Below are 17,723 nucleotides of genomic sequence, written 5' to 3'. Positions count from 1 at the left end.
TTTATCCATTATGCCCGTATGCGTATTTTAATTGTTGAAGATCAAAAAAGAACCGCTGATTTTATCTGTAAAGGATTCAGGGAATATCAATTTCAGGCGGATGCCGTTTACGATGGCGCGGAAGCACTGTTTCAACTGTCTGAGATAAAGTACGACGCGGTTGTTCTGGACGTCCTGTTACCTATAATGGATGGCTGGACTGTACTTGAAAAGATTCGTGAAACAAAACCCGACTTACCGGTTATAATGCTTTCAGCTTGTGATGATGTAGAAAGTCGAATCAGAGGTCTGGAAGCCGGCGCTCATGACTACTTAATTAAACCCTTTTCATTCAACGAACTACTGGCTCGCGTCAAATCTCTGTTGCGCAGAAAACCAAATGACAATCCCATAGCATTAACCATTGATGATCTGAAACTGGATTTAATGAAACATACTGCAGAACGAGGTGGGAAAAAGCTCTTGCTAACGGCAAAAGAATTCATGCTCCTTGCCTTGATGTTAAGACGAAGCGGCGAAGTGCTTTCACGAACCATTATTGCGGAACAGGTTTGGGATATCCATTTTGATTGCAACACCAACATCATTGATGTCGCAATAAAACGTTTAAGGGAAAAAGTAGACAGTGACTACCCCAGAAAATTAATCCATACCGTCAGAGGAGTGGGATATGTCCTGGAAATTCGCTAACTCAATGTCAATAATTAATCGGTTGTTATTAATTTTTCTCAGCACCATGTTGCTGATTTTGATAGTCATTACTGGTTTAGTATACCCTCCACTGAAAGAGTTGCTTCATGTAGCGCATATAAATCATGAGCAATACAACTTTGTATTAACACAAATTTGCATCAAAAAATTTTTTATCGGGCTTTGGGTTTCTGCCTTAATATTAATTTGCGCCAGTTATTTAGTTGCCAAAAAAAGCATGAAACCTATATATAACTTCGCCGAAGAGCTTGCCTCAATTAACGCCTCATCATTAGATAAACGCCTGAAAAATGAAGGGCATCCTAAAGAACTGAGACAATTAGCCGCAACATGCAACGCCATGTTGTTTCGAATCGAAAGTGCATTTCTGCACATCAAGCAATTTTCTGCTAGCATGGCACATGAATTACGCAATCCCGTACACTACCTCCGAACAGCTACGGAAATCACCCTGGCTAAACCGCAGTCGGTTGAAGCCTACCAGCACCTGTTGCAAACGCACATGGAAGAGTATCAAAATTTAACTCAGCTTATAGATAACCTCCTGTTTTTAACCCGTAGTGAACATGGTCAAATTCAGTTAAATCGAAAGCAATTGCCAGCAAAGGATTTAATCAATTCTATTGTCGAATATTATCATTCCACCGCCTTGGACAAAGAGATAGAAATTAAGGTTGTTGGTAATGCCAGGATAGAAGTAGATGAGCATCTGTTTAAACGTGTCATTTCAAATGTGATTGATAACAGCCTGAAGTATACGAAACGCGGTGGAGCGATAGTTATCACGATTGAAGAAAAAGCACATCATGACATCCAAATCACCATAAAGGACAATGGCATTGGCATAGCCAAAGAACACCTGCCCTTGCTGTGTCAAGGCTTTTATCGTGTTGATCACTCAACCAGCAATGAAAACATCGGCATCGGTTTAGGATTGGCAATTGCTAAATCAATTATGACCATACATAACGGTCAGATTGATATACAGAGCGAACCTGGTTTAGGGACTTTGGTATCACTGTTCTTAAATAATGAACATTCAAAAGACTAAATTAATACCAAGGACTACAATTTATATTCAATTTGGACTGTGCTATTATCAAGCAAATTGAATGCTGGCGAGAAAATAAAATGTACGGCAAAGGTGAAAAAAAGAAGTCTCTATTGGGTAAATTCTTTGGCAAAAAAAACAGTGAACCTCAGGGGCCTGAGTATGATTATCTATTCAAAATATTAGAAATAGTCGGTACTTCTGTTAACAATAAACCCACTACAAGCAGTCAACCGAATCTTATAACTGATATTACTCTCAGTGAAAAACAAAGTTCTCTCAATGAGCAAACTAAAATACGAACAGTTCGGTTTGAATCTCTAGAGCCATTTATAAGTAAAGATGCTAGCGTAAGAAGCCCCAGACCACCTCATGGTTGTATTTTTTATTTGGCTGGCATTGATGAAGACCAAGTTAAAAAGACTATCGATACAGTGCAAAAATATTTTGGAACCGATATGCCATTCATCTTGGTAGGTTCCCCGATACACAGCGCAAGGTACCAGGTCACTGCTATACTCGATAGCGCCACCAAGAAAATAGATGTCCTCACCCAGATCTCACAAGTAATCCTGGACAATTTAGTTAGTCCTTCCAGCGTCATCCGGAACAATTAGATACATTGCCTATCCATTCCCCATAGCCGTCAAGCGAAGGGATTTCAGTATTAATTGTAGCCCGGATGAAGCGCGAAGCGCGTAATCCGGGAAATTCCGCGAAGCGGACACCGATTAAAAAGGTACTATGCTGCGCATAGGCTTCCCGGATTTCGCTGTGCTTCATCCGGGCTACTTTTGATTGTCTCCTTAGCTTGACGACTATGGTTCAGGAAACTGACCCAGAAAATTCAATAATCAAAAGATTCCAGGGTGTTATCAATTCATCACCCTAACCTCATCGTTCTCTTCTTCAAATTCGAAATTAAGATGTAGAACGACTATATTTATTTAATTAAAGTTGAAAAGGATGTTGCCATGCTTCTACTGAAGCCATCACCAGAACAAGCTAAACTCGGATTAAGAGCGTTTAAAACTATCATGCGTGCTGATCCTGAGGTTAATTCGCTGACAGAACTACAAATACGAACTTTAGCAGCAGTGCAAAAATTTATTACGTTTACCGATTTCCCTCTGGATGAACTTGATGAGCCTATAAAAAGTGACGAGTTGCGACTAGGTTTCACTGATACAGCACTGAGTCACCAGTTGGTTTCAGGTATGATTATCATGGCCATCGTGAATGGCGTGCCCAAACTGGAGCAAGTAAAGCTGATTGAGCATTTGGCAAAAGCACTTAATGTCAATGAAGGGGCGGTTAGTGCATTATTTAAACTGGTTCATCAACATCAGTATATGTATGCCTTTGATGTCATGCGTCATATGTATATAGGAGAGGGTTTTGCAAAAATCTGGCATGAGGAACGATTCAAAGGAATATATAAAATCATTGGCAGTATGAACGGTTTTTATGAAGATCCGCAATTAGCTAAACGATATGAGCAACTTGGGCAATTACCTTCCGGTACATTAGGCAAGGAATTCTGGCGATTCTATAAGGATCATCAATTTACCTTTCCAGGGCAAAAATACGGCTCTCCTGTAATGATTACCAACCATGATATGGCTCATGTATTGGGAGGATATAATACAACTCCAGGTGGGGAATTACAGGTTGCGTCTTTTACCGCTGGATTCCGAAAATCAGGAATGGTCTGGATTTTATTATTTATTATCAGCCAATTTCAACTTGGTGTTAAAACAGTACCTATAAACGCGCCTGTAACCACAGGAGAATTTAATCCGGAAGAAGAATTATTAGCCCTTCAACGGGGTACTTTAATGAATGTGGATCTTTTTGACAATTGGGATTATTGGCCGGTGATAGACTGCAACATTGATGATTTACGAAAAAAATATCATATTTTGCCCAATCAAGAAGTACTTGAGGTCATTAAAAAAAGAGAGGTCTGAGCGGTTCATGCCTCCCCTTAACAACAATGCCCAAATGATATGAGAAAACCTGCTCACCGCTTTATTATACGTATTATTGAATAAGGACGGATCACTAGATCGCCGAATGATTCAAATAGGTACTCCTCTCGTAGTCTCTACGTCCCGTGGACAAGCCACGGGACGTCAAGACTGTTTGTTAATAACTATTTTTGGCTTATTATTCGTCAAATTCAATGTGTACTTATTTAAATTATTAGGCGCTCTAGGCAGTAACCGTCGCATGAACACGAGACGCTACAGAATTACTTGTTACAGCAGATAAAAATTGACTCAGGTTCACATCGGTACATTGCACAACGGGTTGCGTGGTGCCTTTTTTATAGAACACCCCTACCTTCAACGCATTTGTTTTATTCAGTTGTTCCTTGATCTGCCCGGCCGTACTTAAATCAGGCACTTCAATCCAAAACAGAAGCTTTGGTTTCGTGCTTATGTTCCATCCTGAGTGTCCGGTCAAAAGATGCAACTGATTCTTGATCAAAGTTCGGGATTTAGATACATCAAAAAAAGTATGACTGTTAGAGTTCAGCTTATTCATCGGTGGAGTACTTGTTCTGAACTCAGTATTCTTCCTCAGATTAGGTCTTGAATTTTGAGGAACTTCATATGACATAAAAGGTACTTCAGACTCCAACTCCTTTACCTTGCTTAAAACAGAACGTACCATTTCATTAAAAGTTGATGAACCGTATTTTGACAACAGGTCCGCACTCAGTGTGTCGATACGTTTTTGTAGCTCTGCTTCTTTTCCAATTGCGCTATAAAATGATTTTAAGAAATACAACTTTTTCAGTTCCCAAACATCCTTGCCCTGTTCACGCTCTGTTGATCTGCTGCCATCAATACCTTCTCGATTTATAAGTTCAGAGACAAAACCAATCAAATGACCTAGACGATTAACTTGAACTAGGACGGGTTGATTCTCTCGCATCGGCGTAGATTCACAAATGGATTGCAATTGTTGAAAAAGAGAGCTGGCCTGGAAAATTGACTCAACTTCAGCACTCCAAATCAAAGCTTCAATAAAACTGGATAACATCGCTATATAATTGCTCGTTTCTTTTGGCAATTCTAATTGAGTGTATCGATATTCCAATTCGAAAAATAATGCGGCAGCTTGTTGAATTTGGGCTGTTCCAATATTCTCGATTACCTTTTGATCGTTACAGTGATCGATCTCTTTCTCTAAGGTTGCTGATGCGATATTGCCCAACATATTCACTAATGTTATGTCGTTTAAACTGCTATTTGTTTTCTTGTTAGCCAATAACATATAATTCAGGTTGATGACATCTTCAAATCGATTCATCGTCATTAAAGATCGAGAAATACCTTGATAAATATAGTCTGCCAACAAGTCATAAATTGAATGGAGATCATTCTGAACTAGGAATTGCAATAAAAACTCCAGCAAGCAGATTTTTTTATGAATAAACGTATTGGCTTTTTTACTATTCAACTCAGCTAAAGCTTCCTCTGCACACAGTTCGTATAGCCATGCCTGTGAAAATACCAACTCAATATACAAGGGGGTTGGTAAATCAGGTGATTTTAGCAAGGTTTCATAACAGACATCTGCCTCATCATATTTTTTTAAAATAATATAGGCTTCCGCCATTTTGAATAAAACTTCATGCTGATCATCGCAAGGCATCAGGTCTTGATGTTTACTTAAATGATCTATCGCTTGAATTTCCCGTGTTATAGGAAGTACCTCTCTAAGCAGGATACGATGAGCATCCAAATCCATTTCCAGAGCTGTTGTATGCATTAATTGATTTCTAGCCTTAATGGTAGAAGTCATGGATTTTATCAAATCAATCGGAGCGAATTTTTTTACTAAGTTATTGTCTTTGTCTAATAAATCTTTTATCAATTGGCCAATTTTTGAAATGGAAAATTCCAAAGCATACTTTTTAACAGCTGATTCTGATTGCCTTAATTGATTCGCATACTCCAACTCATCTGCCAAACACTTAACCCGAGCCAATTTCTTTTTATCTGAACCAGATACTTTTTTTACTTCCGATTTACCCTTATTCGGACTGTTAATTGAACTGTGCTGGTCACGTTCTGCTCTGGCTCTTATTAGAGGTACTTCGATAGATGCGGGGAGATCGGCTGAGTAACGATCTTTCATTGTTCGAATAAAAGATAAGATCTCTTTAAAATCAAGTGGCTTATTTTCCTCAAATGGAATAATCCATTCAGGAGTATTATCGCGTAAAACTTTAGCATTATAATTTTTAATAAATTTTATTATGGGAATATTTAATTGAAACATTTTGCTGATTTGTTTGATGCCAGCCAAAAGCAAATGTTCTTTTTTATTGTATATCGATTGGCGATGTTCTATGAGTTTTTCTAACTCCAGCAGTCCTTGCAAAGGACTCATGGTAGCGACGTTATGATTTATCCTGGACGTTTTTTTCACTGCTTTAACTGGTGCGACATGAATTTCTTTAACTTCTGGTTCCATTGCTTCAGGCAAGGCAAAATGATCCTGGCTAAAAGCATCAATTAATACCCTGCATTCCCTTTTCTCATCAGCAGTCAATGATGTTACCTCCAGGGTAACTTTGGAATTCATAATATGCTGCCATAGCACACCTGGTTCGGAATCCTCCTCGGGAATGAGTACACTGTGCTTAAAGTGTCCAAGAGCCTCTTTCAACCGTGGAATCCACTGATCGGTAATTCGTCTTAAAATGTGGCCATGACTTTCTGAATGCATGGCTTGATGTTCATGAGCCAGTTTATCGCGAATTTTTTTAAAGAAGGTAAAAACACCTGAATCCTTGCCAAAATTAAGAAAATCAATTAACTCTTTGGATAATTCACCGATACGAGTCAGGACTCTACCCAAATAATATCGATGCTCTTTATTCGCATAATCCAGATCTAATAAGTGCAAGTCATTCAGGAGCAAAGAAATACGATTGATATGTTTTTGTGAATACGAATATTGCACCAGGGCAATCAGATGGGGAGATATTTTAAAACCTGCTAAAATACTTCCTGGTGATTTATTAGTGTGTTCCGCATTAAGAATGGCTCTGATTTTGTTCTTTATAGTACTAAAATCATTTTTTAGATCCTGAAGTCCCTGTCGAATGGTTAATTTATCCGATTCAGTACTGATTGTTTGACCAAGGACACTTAAATAAGTGAGTTCCAGTCCATTAGGCCTGCGTTTCGCATTATCATGGCGATTAATGTTGCCGTATTTATTTCGGATGTAGTGATGAGCATGCTCCCCTTTATCATTGTAACTGATCGATTTTGCAAGTCTGCTGATCTCTTTAAACAGTTGAGGAAGATCGTCAAGATGTTCCTCTGAAAGTTGTTCCATTTGCTCAATCAATACAACCAGATGTTCCAATGTTTTAAGATCTTCTGTCTTATCCTGTTGAGCCTTTGTTTTTGTATCAACACTGTTATTAGATCTTTGTTTCTTAATATGAATCGTGCTGACCCTGTTTATTTTTGCCAGCGAGTTAATATCAAAATGTTCCTCATTAACTTCGTCTTTACTGAAATAAAAATCCGATCTGTTCTGAGCCTCATCACGGATAAGGACTAAATAGGAAAATGAATTATTTTGCAGGAGACTTATATCAAGCCCTTCTTCCATAAACTTTTTTATCAGATCATCAACACTTGCTTTTCCAATAGAGTAACAAAAGACTTTCGCTGTTGAATCAGGCACGTTAAATTGTGAAGCTATTTTCAGATCAAAAAGCATAGTAATAATGAATTAAAAAAATTCAGCAGATCCTATCACAAACCACCACAATGCTCAATGTTAAATCTTAGTGTAAAAATTTCACCCTATCGGTATTGTTTTAACAAGCGCCCTTACTTTATCAATCCTTAGAACATCCACAAGATTATTCCACCTATACTGCATAAGCTCACAATTGTTGATTGCGTTCAACGCAATAAACAGTGCCATCATCACCAATGAATTGAAAACAGATTCATTTTACGAACCAAGATTGCAAACCAGAAGATCACTCCGTATTATTTCGAAGCATTGAATTTCAGAGACCCTACAATGTCATTATCAAACGCTGTCCTCATAGATGAACTACTGAACGACTATTTAAAATCCAGAAACTGGGACAAAACCACACATCATTTAGCTCGATGTATTCTTATTAGTATCAACCAAACGTTGACATAATTGAGGAAATTTACTTTTTATATCATCCACTGCCTCTTCAAGCGATTGTGCATTACAAATTGATTCAAACAAAATTAATCTGTAATTATTTTGAGTATGATCTCGCTTAGGATGTTGCTCTTTTACTTCATTGTTTTTTTCAATTCCTTTAAGAGCAATATACTGAAGATCTATCAATTCATCCTTATTTTCAAGAGCTTTTACCAATGCTTTTAAATTTGGATAAAATTGTTCTTTAAACCGGATTCCGGGTTCAATAAAAAACCCACTGTTTACTATAGATAATAACTCCAAATAAGGATCCTTAATCGAACTGTTGTCCGAATGTGCTCCTTCAGGATCTGGGTGCCTCAACTCCGATAGAACTTCGGTCTGAAGCGCAGAATGAAACGGCTCATCAGAAAGCGATTGGGTGATAGGTGTTAATGAAGAATATAACCAGATTTGTTCAATACATAAATGAGCTCGGGGTCCTATAAATCCACAAGGAACCCGAGGATTAGAGCCAAGCTCCGATTCGGGTGGGAAATTCAGTCCCAAACATAAGCCATTAACAATTTTTTCAAATATTTTTAATGGAATTTCATTCGGTAATTGAAGTAAGTGAGCATTATGTCCTTTAGTAGAGCTGTTAAAAAATGCATAATAGTGATCAGTGTACTTGATAGAAAGCACATTAAGAGAGCTGGACCTATTGTTATAACTTTTAAATCCATAAACTTGCCCCTCCCGATTCAAAGGCTCATTTATTAATTCATTGAACATTCTGGTTAATGATTCGTTCACTTCACTACTTACAGCCCCAGATGGTTCCAGAATAAGCTGCTTTATCACCTTTTGTATCTGCTCAGGGAGTTCTACTGGATTGATTTGAAAATCAGCCTGTTCCAGTGTTGAATGATAAGTAATACTGCATTGATGATGTTCGTAATCGGTATTCAGATGAATAGTGTCTGACCTGGATTCATTTAATAAATTTGGTTCGATTGCAGATGAATTAATGTGCACCGTTAATTCTGTTTTAGGGATTGGCAACTGAGTCAGAATATTGGTTATCTCATGTCGTTCAGCAAAAGTATAATCCGTTATAATTTCCTTTTCTGGCAGATGCTCTAATGCCTCATCGAGTCCCTGGATGGTTGATGTATCTATTTCTGAAAGAACACAACCACCATGGTTAGATAGAGGTACCCTGTTCACAAAATGCAAGGACCAGCGTTGATTCACATGATCCCGGGTAAGCAAATAATCATTGGGAATTCGCCCTTCCCTGTCAGGCAAGGTAGCTAAAAATCTCACAGCAGACCCTGCTTTAAATACTGATCCGCCCATCAACAATCCGTTATCCCTCTTTGATCCAAGTCCCAATAGGGAAGCAACCTGATCATGCTGGATTCCACTATTAAGAGAACCTATAGGGGCGATAATTATATCAAGGCTAAAAGGGTAAGTATCTCCTTTTTGATTCACTCCATGAATTAAACCATCATCCTTATAAAAAGCTGGAACAAGATGAAGTGTAACACTTGATGGATCGTCACCAATATTCCGATCTGGAAGTTCCAAAATAAAAATAAAGCCGGCGCCTGGAGCAGCATTTACATAAAATTCTTTGGATTGTTCTGTCAGTTCAATCGTAACATCTGGATTGAATAGATCAAACCCACTGGTGAGCGTGAAATGAGCTAAATGATCAGGAACATCTCTGTCTGTATCACGCATAATTGATGCATCATCTTATGAATAAATAAAAGTATAGCAGATACAAATTAGTCCTTAAGAATAAATCCAACATGTATTCCGCGCTACAAATACAAACATAATTTCAACTCGCAAAGCCCAAATGAGCAGCAGACTGTCAAATCATATTGCATTGATGTGCTAAAATTAGCATAATGGTCGATTTTTCCAAGCAGGTCCGTATGACAGAAAATTTATTAACTATCAATTTGTTAAAAGAATTAGTTGAATCTGCTGAATTAAATCAGGCAGGCAATACAGCTTCCTACATCCCTGAACTGGCAAATGTGAATCAAGAACTGACTGCCCTGGCTGTTCAGCAATTGGGGGAACAACCGATTTCCTGGAGCAATGCAGAATTAAAACCGGTTACCCTGCAGAGCACCAGCAAGTTAATCCCGCTCATAGGTTTACTGGAAGAAGTGGGGGCGGAACAACTTTTTGAATGGGTCAAAGTGGAACCTTCGGGAGATGATTTTGCATCCATTACCCGACTTGAACAATTCGGTCCTAAACCATCAAATCCAATGCTTAATGCAGGAGCTATTACCTTATGCTCTCATATTCCTGGTACAGGTGAACACCAGTTTGGCTGGCTGGAGCATTGGGTAAAAAAATTATTTAATGAAAAACTGAGCATTAATCCCCTGGTATATGCTTCAGAAAAAAGAACTGGCGACCGCAATAGATCTCTGGCCTATTTATTAAAAAGCCGTAACAATTTGGGTGCTGATGTTAATGAAACTCTGGATTTGTATTTTGCCTTATGTTCCTATGAAGCAACACTGGAACAAATGCTTTATCTTCCGTTATTGCTGGCCAATGGCGGTACAGATCCCGTGACTCATGAACCCATCATCTCTCAAGAGACCTGTAAAATTACTTTGGCCATTATGGCGACCTGTGGTTTGTATGATGAAACAGGAACACACATGGTAAAAACCGGGATACCTGCTAAAAGCGGTGTATCAGGCTACATTATCGGCACTGTACCGGGAAAAGCAGGCATCGTTGCACTAAGCCCCAGAGTCAATGCAAAAGGAAACAGCATCCGTGGAGAATTAATGCTGGAAGGTCTATCTAAAGCGATGAACTGGCATTTCGCGTTGCCAGGATAGGAGCCACTGTCAGTTAAGGAACATCAGGATTGATGCTATAAGGTTGGTTTGAACATGAGTAGCCCTGAGTAATCACCTCCTTGTTCTTGCGAGGATAATTTTCAACTATACAGTTTAATCGTTCGTCTTTGCGAACGGAGTGAAGCAATCCAGAGCACAGTTCCAATAAGGCTCCGTTAATGTATAATATACGGCCACAAAGGACAATCTATAAGACTTCGAGTACAACTGCAATGGTAACTGAACTTAATTTTCTGACGACTACTGATGAGGCAAGGAAACGTATCCTTGATCTACCGACCAGCGAAATTAAATACTATCTGTTTATTTTATTAGAAACAATTAAAGGTACAAACAGAGAAATAACCCGATCGTTTTTAGCGGAACTGATGTCACTTATAGACGTGTTACACCTGTTACATGAACGAAACAACTTAGATAGAACGGACAGTCAAAGCGCATCTGAATCAAATGAATTATTGATAACCATCAGTAATCATTTGGAACAGCTGCAACGTATTGCAGGTACGCACACTGTTCCCGCTCAAGCTAAAATTGTTGTACTTCACATAACAGGAGTATTTGCTGGTGTTGTTCTCGGCATTATTGGTGGCTTCGTAGGAGCACTGATAGGTTTAGCCAGGGGACTATGGAATTACAAACCTGTTATCGGTATGCTCGCCGGCGCATTTGCAGGCAACTTCATCGCGGGTGCCTTTGGTTTTAGAACTCCCAAAAAAATATTTAAAGACAGTCTAATACGCCAATTCAAATTTGGTCTGGATGGCCTGGATGAGTGTTTGGAACACGTCCAGAAAGAACATTCACCTGCCCTCTTTGCAGCGAATAAAATACAACCCTTTTCTTTTTATCATAATGAAGTAGAAGCAGAAATTAAAACGCTTTTTGAAACCGATGAAGACTATAATGAATTCCTGGAACAGGAAGTTAAATATGAAATCAACACCTTTTTGGCCAGTTTTATTGGTGTTTCCTTGCTGCACGGGTGTGTTGGGCATCATGCTTATATCAAAATAAACATTAAAAATTCAGAATATTTAATAGAGCTTTCGCCTGAGCCCGCAGACACGAGTGAAAAACCTGCTCAAAGTGAAACACGATCAGTGATGGGTAAACAACTTATTCAAATGCTGGCATATCACAGAAAGCTTCAGGAAACCAATGCCCCCACACCGAGTTATATCATTACAAAAATGAAAGCAGGTGATAATGACTGTTTTAGTTACGTGAATAAAGTATTGATTGGTACAAGTCAAAATGGCACCACGCTGCATCGATTTGCGGATATGGATGTAATGGGACAATTTGTTGGAACAGCTATTGAAGCATTAAGTCCGTTTAAGCCCAATTTTTTTCAACAGGTCCGGTCTGTTGACAAGTCAGAGCATGATATCAGCCATTCACTGTCTTTTGTTTCCTGAAACAAGTAATTAAGATATGATTTGGCAGTATTCCTCCCCTCTCTTCAATAGCATTTATTACTTAAGTAGCATGCAATAGAGGATTTAAGTTAAGAAATAAGGCCAAGGTTAGTTTCAGTCAGTACGGCCACTCTGTTCTCTATTGTTTGCGAAGCATAAATTCGAAATAGACTAAACTCATTTAACTCATTTATACTTCCTCGTTGTTTACAGGGAACCGAGCTTAACGAGGGGATTGTATGTTAATAAAAAATATCTATGTTTACGACGAACAGGGACTGAAAGAACTTAAACATGTTGAGCTAAAAGAAGATGGTTCCAAAATAATCTACAGTACAGAAGATGATTTATCCGTTATTGAACAACAAGAAATAAAAATCATTGATAGCAAGGGTACTTTTTTCCTAATGCCCGGAATGACTGATGCTCATATTCATGGTCAAGGTGGATTTGATTTTGCCAATCTCAGTGAGGAACATGGCGAGAACGAGTTGGAAGTCATAGTCAAACAATTGGGGAAAACCGGCTTATCCTACGTTGTACCGACCCTGGTATCCATGCCAGTGGAATCTTTAAAAAGATCTCTGATAATCATCAATGAGTATATGAAAAAACAAAACATCAATCCAACCCCCGGTCACACAACTCTGATCGGTGTCCATCTGGAAGGCCCCTTTATCTCTAAAAGTTGTAAAGGCGCTCATAGTGAAGACGCGTTGCAATCTGAAATCAACATGGAGAAATTCAGAGAGATTATTGATGTGGCCCCTGATATTAAACAATGGAAAATTACTATAGCTCCTGATTTGAAAGGTGCCGAAGAGTTTATCAAGCAAACTAAAACTCTTGAACAAGAAGGTATATGTGTCAAAGTATTTATCGGTCATACCAATCCAGAAGATAAAGAAGCTATTGATTGTGCTATTTCTGCTGGTGCAGCAGGTTTTACTCATTTAGGAAATGCATGTCAGGAATCCTGCAGTCGGGAAACCCGGGATCTATCTGTACTTGATACCACAAGTAATGTAGTGCGATGGGTACTTGAACATCCAGATCGATGCCCTTCAGGTGTTGAACTGATTCTTGATGGAGCCCATCTCTCCGCTTCGTTTGGTACTCTGATACATCACGCAGTGAAAAACAAAATTATGCTTGTAACCGATGCTTTAGGACCCACAGGCTGTAAAGACGGTTTGTATAAGTTGGGATCCCTTGATATTCGTAAAGAACACAATAGTTTTTATCTGGCGGATGAGGAAGGTCAGTTCAAAATGAAAATGGGCACACTGCCCTCTGGACAAAAAGGCGAGGTAAGAACACTGGCTGGCAGTGCGGCATCCTTGGCTCAGTGCGCACAAAACTATTTCGACTTACTGCATGATGAACCTATAGAGAGTCGCATGGACTCTATATATGCTGGGGTCATTTCCAACCCCAGAACTGCTTCATTATCCGATGAAGCAATAAAAAATCTACCCGATGATACCAATTTTGTCATTTTTAACGGGAAAGGACAGCTCATACTCAGTTCTTGCAACAGCAAATTAACAGAACATCAGCAATTACAATGGCCTATACATAGTTTACTTAGTAACGGACTGTTATCACCACCTCCACTGTTTAACGAGAGCGTAGAGAGTTCCTCGGGATTTCGGCCTTGATTCAGTAAATTTTAAATGAAACATTCCACTGATATTATATTCACCAACTAATAGCCGCACCTCTGATATCAATGTATCAGCAGATGATGTTGCGACTCAGGAACATTTTTGTATACCACTTAAACTTCTGAATCATTAGGGTTTGTTACTCATTCCGATTTCGCTGACCTGCATCTGGTCCCTGAACGATCCTCATTTTTTATACATCACCCTCCGAATCCCCGTCACCCTCCAAATCCCATCCCCGTCACCCTCCGCATCCCATTCTCGTCACCCTCCGCATTCCATTCCCCGTCACCCTCCGCATTCCATTCTCCGTCACCCTCCGCGAAGGCGGAGGGTCCATGTATGGTAAATCCGATAAAAAAAAACCATAAGAAAATATTCATATCAGTACATTGCAACTAATAAAAAAGGGGGTGTTATAGTCTAGTAATATATTAAATCTCATTAAAAGGGTCTGGGTACACACGAATAATGCAGGTATGTGAATTACACACACCATGATAAAGAATGGACCCTCCGCCTTCGCGGAGGGTGACGTGGATCGGGTGCTGAGGGTTGACGGATACTCTTCGCTATCTTCCTTCGCCCTCCGAATCCCATTCTCGTCGCCCTCCGCATCCCATTCTCGTCACCCTCTGCATCCCATTCTCCGTCACCCTCCGCATCCCATTCTCGTCACCCTCCGCATTCCATTCTCCGTCACCCTCCGCGAAGGCGGAGGGTCCATGTATGGTAAATCCGATACAAAAAAACCATAAGAAAATATTCATATCAGTACATTGCAACTAATAAAAAAGGGGGCGTTATAGTCTAGTAATATATTAAATCTCATTAAAAGGATCTGGGTACACACGAATAATGCAGGTATGTGAATTACACACACCATGATAAAGAATGGACCCTCCGCCTTCGCGGAGGGTGACGGGAGGCCGCGGAAGGCGACGGGAGGCCGCGGAAGGCGACAGGAGGCCTCGGAAGGCGACAGGAGGCCTCGGAAGGTGACGGAAGGCCTCGGAAGGCGGCGGGAGGCCGCAGAGGGTAATATATAAAAAATGAGGATTGTTCAGTAATGGACTCAGGAAGTTTGGTATAAATTGATAAAATGTCAACACAACCTAATGAGAACTACTCCATGCCTTTTATTTTAAACAGGATTAGAGGCTACCTATGTTTCTATGAGCTTCTAATCAATTAATTAAACAGCCAGCTCAGTTGAACCAAAAATTGATTCGCATGAAGATTGTTTTGAGTCAGGGTACCGGCTACAGGGGTTGTATCAATATAAGCGTTGCCCAGCTTCATTTTACCCAAATCAGTATATCGGTATCCGATTCCAACACGCATGGCAGAAGTAAGATCAACATCAAGGCCTGCCCCTACTGCATAACTGAAATCAGTAGTGTTATTATCATAGAAATTACGTGAAAAAGTGATGTACCTTGGTATATTCACCGAGTATTTATATGCTTTATTAAATGCAGCGCCCAATCCTCCAAACAGATAGGGATGAAATCGATTTTTGAGTGTATAAAGCAATTTGGAGTTTAATAAAATTTGATTGGTCAGCACCTTGTAGGTATATAAATAAGTATCCGCTGACTGTGCGTCCGCACCTTGTAACAAAATGCCATTAGCTAAAAAAGGCTGCGTACGATTATAGTCAAGGCCAGCCTGTATCATCCAGTCTGTATTGAAATTCCACTCCGCATTCAGAAGGATATCCAATAAACCTGAATTTTGAGTTTTTTGTGTTCCTGAATAATAGTAAAACTCATCAGTGATTTGATTTACAATGGGAAACTCTTGAGCATCACCCGGTTTTGCTGAAGAACTTCCGGCACCAAGGCTAAAAACAGGATGCCATGATTTAACCGGGGTAGATAAACCTGCAAATGAAGTACTGATTCCATAAGTCAGATAAGCTCCGGTAAGAAGAACGGCGCTTCGACTGTTTAAAGCCCTTAACAATTTTTGGATTAACATTAGAACAATCATTCCTTTGCTTAAGTTTAGTTGAATTAAATTAAACTAATAAGGCAGTAATATCAAGAGCAGTATGCAACCGAACCGCGATCGTCAGGAAGCGGAATACTATCTACAGTCATCTAAATATTCCGCTTCCTGACGGTCGCGGCTCGGTTTTTTACCAATATTAAAATCATATTAGAGAATATTAAATTCATTCATTAAAAATTAACTTGGCCTCAACCCTGATTTTGTATGAAAAATGAATCCATCAGACAACCACTAAATATGCTACAATATTAACCATATAGGTCGTTAATGACTCTAAAATCAACACCTATCCTAGCAACCATTCGTAAAAGGATTTCCAGATGAAAACGATCATTATGATATTAATCTGCTTAATACCCTTTCAATTACAGGCGTCCTGCAAATGCAATTGCAAATTTACCGACTTGACTATTTGTGCCAGCTCCTATGATCTGGATAATCCATGCCCAGGGCTATGTCCGGCAGCTGCGCCAGGGATTGCTCCGATGAAAACAGCCTGTCCGCCTACTATGGTTTATAACCCAATAACCCAGCAACAGGAGTTGAAAGTTATTTGTACACAATAAGACCCAATAACGTTCAATCGGACAGGCGAATTGGCTAAAAAAATGCTGCTTTACTACAATTAAATCAATAAAATCAAATTGAGCTGCCATGAATCAACTTTTAACCATTATTCTCATGTGCTGGTCCATATGCAGCTTTAGTCAAAACACCTTATTTCCTGGCGAAAAAATAATCAAAGTTAATGGTGTAGAATCTCTGGTTTACTTTAGTCCGGGAGACAGCAATAAACCTTTATTGGTTTTTATTCCTGGTGATTCTCATCTGGCCAGGATCGCCTATGGATATCCTGCAGGGAATCCAAAAAATTTTCTGGCCTATTGGTTAAAAAAAGAAGGTTACCCCTTTTTAGCTCTATCCTATCCATTAAAAAACGCTGTATACAGTCAGGTTTATCCTGATTTTACTATTCAGGATTGGGGCGAACAGGCAGCCACCATTATTTCCCAGACCATCACTGATCATCAATTGAAAAAGAAATTTATTATCCTGGGTTGGAGTATGGGAGGAAGCATCGAAAATCGGCTCACTCAATCAGCGCATCAAAAAGGTTTGGATGTGCAATTATTTATTGGCCTCGCGTCCATGCCGCCATTGCCATTCATTATGCAAAAGGGACAATATGATACCAACATCATATCAAAACAAGGATTGGCGGACCGAAGACCAGTTATTCCACTGTTTTATCAATTAGTACAGGCTCAGGAACACGATCAGGGTGAAATCATCATCCCTAAAAAAATTTATGAAGAGGAATTTGTTGGAGACATTCCAGCAGCCTTAAGCGCTGAGGGTTATTGGCATCAGGGAAATAAAATTATCAGCAATACGGATGCGACATTGAAGGATGCCGCTGTTTTGGATTTTAGCACTACTCCGTGGATAGCTCTATTGGTCGATACTGATCCGGGTACAGCCAAGATTAGCCTGATTGATCCTGCCAGCTGGTATTTACTTCGCAGTGAAATGATTTATGCACGATACTTAAAAGGCAAAATTCCAGATGATATTTCACCTCAACGGTGGCAAGCCATAACAGACTTGATAAACAGTTTATACACTCAGCTCACCCTAAGTATTAATGGCAATCATTTCTTTTTTATAGGGGAAAAAGGAGCTCAAGAAACCGCAGAAAAAATTACAATTTTAATTCAACGGGTGGAGCAAGTTAAATCCAAACTGAACCAATTGATACCACAATAAACACCGACTAAGA

The 17,723-nt window shown here is 39.4% G+C and carries 13 protein-coding genes; 9 read left to right on the top strand and 4 right to left on the bottom strand.

Translation table 11 applies throughout. The features are described 5' to 3' along the window. Positions 1 to 18: 18 nt before the first annotated feature. The 3 genes from lciR to IZU94_RS15250 all read left to right on the top strand — a co-directional run bounded on the left by lciR (position 19) and on the right by IZU94_RS15250 (position 2,379). Positions 19 to 690, top strand: a complete 672-nt coding sequence (lciR, locus tag IZU94_RS15260) for a copper-responsive two-component system response regulator LciR (protein ID WP_203112532.1) — start codon at positions 19 to 21, stop codon at positions 688 to 690. After that, the gene (lciS, locus tag IZU94_RS15255; protein ID WP_203112530.1) at positions 671 to 1,762 is read left to right on the top strand and encodes a copper-responsive two-component system sensor histidine kinase LciS; all 1,092 of its coding nucleotides are present in this window, start codon (positions 671 to 673) and stop codon (positions 1,760 to 1,762) included. Before lciR ends, lciS begins: the two co-directional genes overlap by 20 nt. Before the next feature lie 80 nt (positions 1,763 to 1,842). Further along, positions 1,843 to 2,379: a hypothetical protein gene (locus tag IZU94_RS15250; RefSeq protein WP_203112528.1), complete on the top strand. Its 537-nt coding sequence runs from the start codon at positions 1,843 to 1,845 to the stop codon at positions 2,377 to 2,379. On the opposite strand, the gene IZU94_RS15245 is transcribed toward IZU94_RS15250, so the two are convergent. Further along, the gene (locus tag IZU94_RS15245; protein WP_203112526.1) at positions 2,363 to 2,545 is read right to left on the bottom strand and encodes a hypothetical protein; all 183 of its coding nucleotides are present in this window, start codon (positions 2,543 to 2,545) and stop codon (positions 2,363 to 2,365) included. The genes IZU94_RS15250 and IZU94_RS15245 overlap by 17 nt on opposite strands. Before the next feature lie 191 nt (positions 2,546 to 2,736). Here IZU94_RS15245 and IZU94_RS15240 point away from each other — a divergent pair, with 191 nt between their 5' ends. Next, a complete protein-coding gene (locus IZU94_RS15240; protein WP_203112524.1) occupies positions 2,737 to 3,732 on the top strand; it encodes a hypothetical protein in 996 nt (331 codons plus the stop codon). Between the two features lie 244 nt (positions 3,733 to 3,976). Here the strand turns inward: IZU94_RS15240 and IZU94_RS15235 are convergent, their stop codons facing one another. Continuing rightward, the gene (locus tag IZU94_RS15235; RefSeq protein ID WP_203112522.1) at positions 3,977 to 7,519 is read right to left on the bottom strand and encodes a hypothetical protein; all 3,543 of its coding nucleotides are present in this window, start codon (positions 7,517 to 7,519) and stop codon (positions 3,977 to 3,979) included. Positions 7,520 to 7,915: 396 nt separating this feature from the next. Then, positions 7,916 to 9,682, bottom strand: a complete 1,767-nt coding sequence (locus IZU94_RS15230; RefSeq protein WP_203112519.1) for a hypothetical protein — start codon at positions 9,680 to 9,682, stop codon at positions 7,916 to 7,918. A gap of 200 nt (positions 9,683 to 9,882) precedes the next feature. On the opposite strand from IZU94_RS15230, the gene glsA reads away from it, so the two are divergent. From glsA to IZU94_RS15215, 3 genes are all read left to right on the top strand, one after another. Then, the gene (gene glsA / locus IZU94_RS15225) at positions 9,883 to 10,818 is read left to right on the top strand and encodes a glutaminase A (RefSeq protein WP_203112516.1); all 936 of its coding nucleotides are present in this window, start codon (positions 9,883 to 9,885) and stop codon (positions 10,816 to 10,818) included. Between the two features lie 179 nt (positions 10,819 to 10,997). After that, entirely contained in the window at positions 10,998 to 12,260 is a 1,263-nt protein-coding gene (locus IZU94_RS15220; RefSeq protein ID WP_203112505.1) for a hypothetical protein, read from the top strand. Between the two features lie 239 nt (positions 12,261 to 12,499). Next, the gene (locus IZU94_RS15215; protein WP_203112502.1) at positions 12,500 to 13,921 is read left to right on the top strand and encodes an N-acetylglucosamine-6-phosphate deacetylase; all 1,422 of its coding nucleotides are present in this window, start codon (positions 12,500 to 12,502) and stop codon (positions 13,919 to 13,921) included. Positions 13,922 to 15,118: 1,197 nt separating this feature from the next. On the opposite strand, the gene IZU94_RS15210 is transcribed toward IZU94_RS15215, so the two are convergent. Next, the gene (locus IZU94_RS15210; RefSeq protein ID WP_203112500.1) at positions 15,119 to 15,910 is read right to left on the bottom strand and encodes an outer membrane protein; all 792 of its coding nucleotides are present in this window, start codon (positions 15,908 to 15,910) and stop codon (positions 15,119 to 15,121) included. Between the two features lie 353 nt (positions 15,911 to 16,263). Here IZU94_RS15210 and IZU94_RS15205 point away from each other — a divergent pair, with 353 nt between their 5' ends. Both IZU94_RS15205 and IZU94_RS15200 read left to right on the top strand, forming a co-directional pair. Further along, positions 16,264 to 16,509 carry a hypothetical protein gene (locus IZU94_RS15205; protein WP_203112496.1) on the top strand — a complete coding sequence of 82 codons (246 nt, stop codon included), beginning with the start codon at positions 16,264 to 16,266 and terminating at the stop codon, positions 16,507 to 16,509. Positions 16,510 to 16,597: 88 nt separating this feature from the next. Beyond that, positions 16,598 to 17,710: a lipase family protein gene (locus IZU94_RS15200; RefSeq protein ID WP_203112493.1), complete on the top strand. Its 1,113-nt coding sequence runs from the start codon at positions 16,598 to 16,600 to the stop codon at positions 17,708 to 17,710. Positions 17,711 to 17,723: the final 13 nt, after the last annotated feature.

The organism is Legionella bononiensis, assembly GCF_016786215.1.
In the GTDB taxonomy this organism is placed as follows: domain Bacteria; phylum Pseudomonadota; class Gammaproteobacteria; order Legionellales; family Legionellaceae; genus Legionella; species Legionella bononiensis.
Note: the sequence above shows the minus strand (reverse complement) of the source record. Positions and strands in the feature narration are given on the sequence as shown.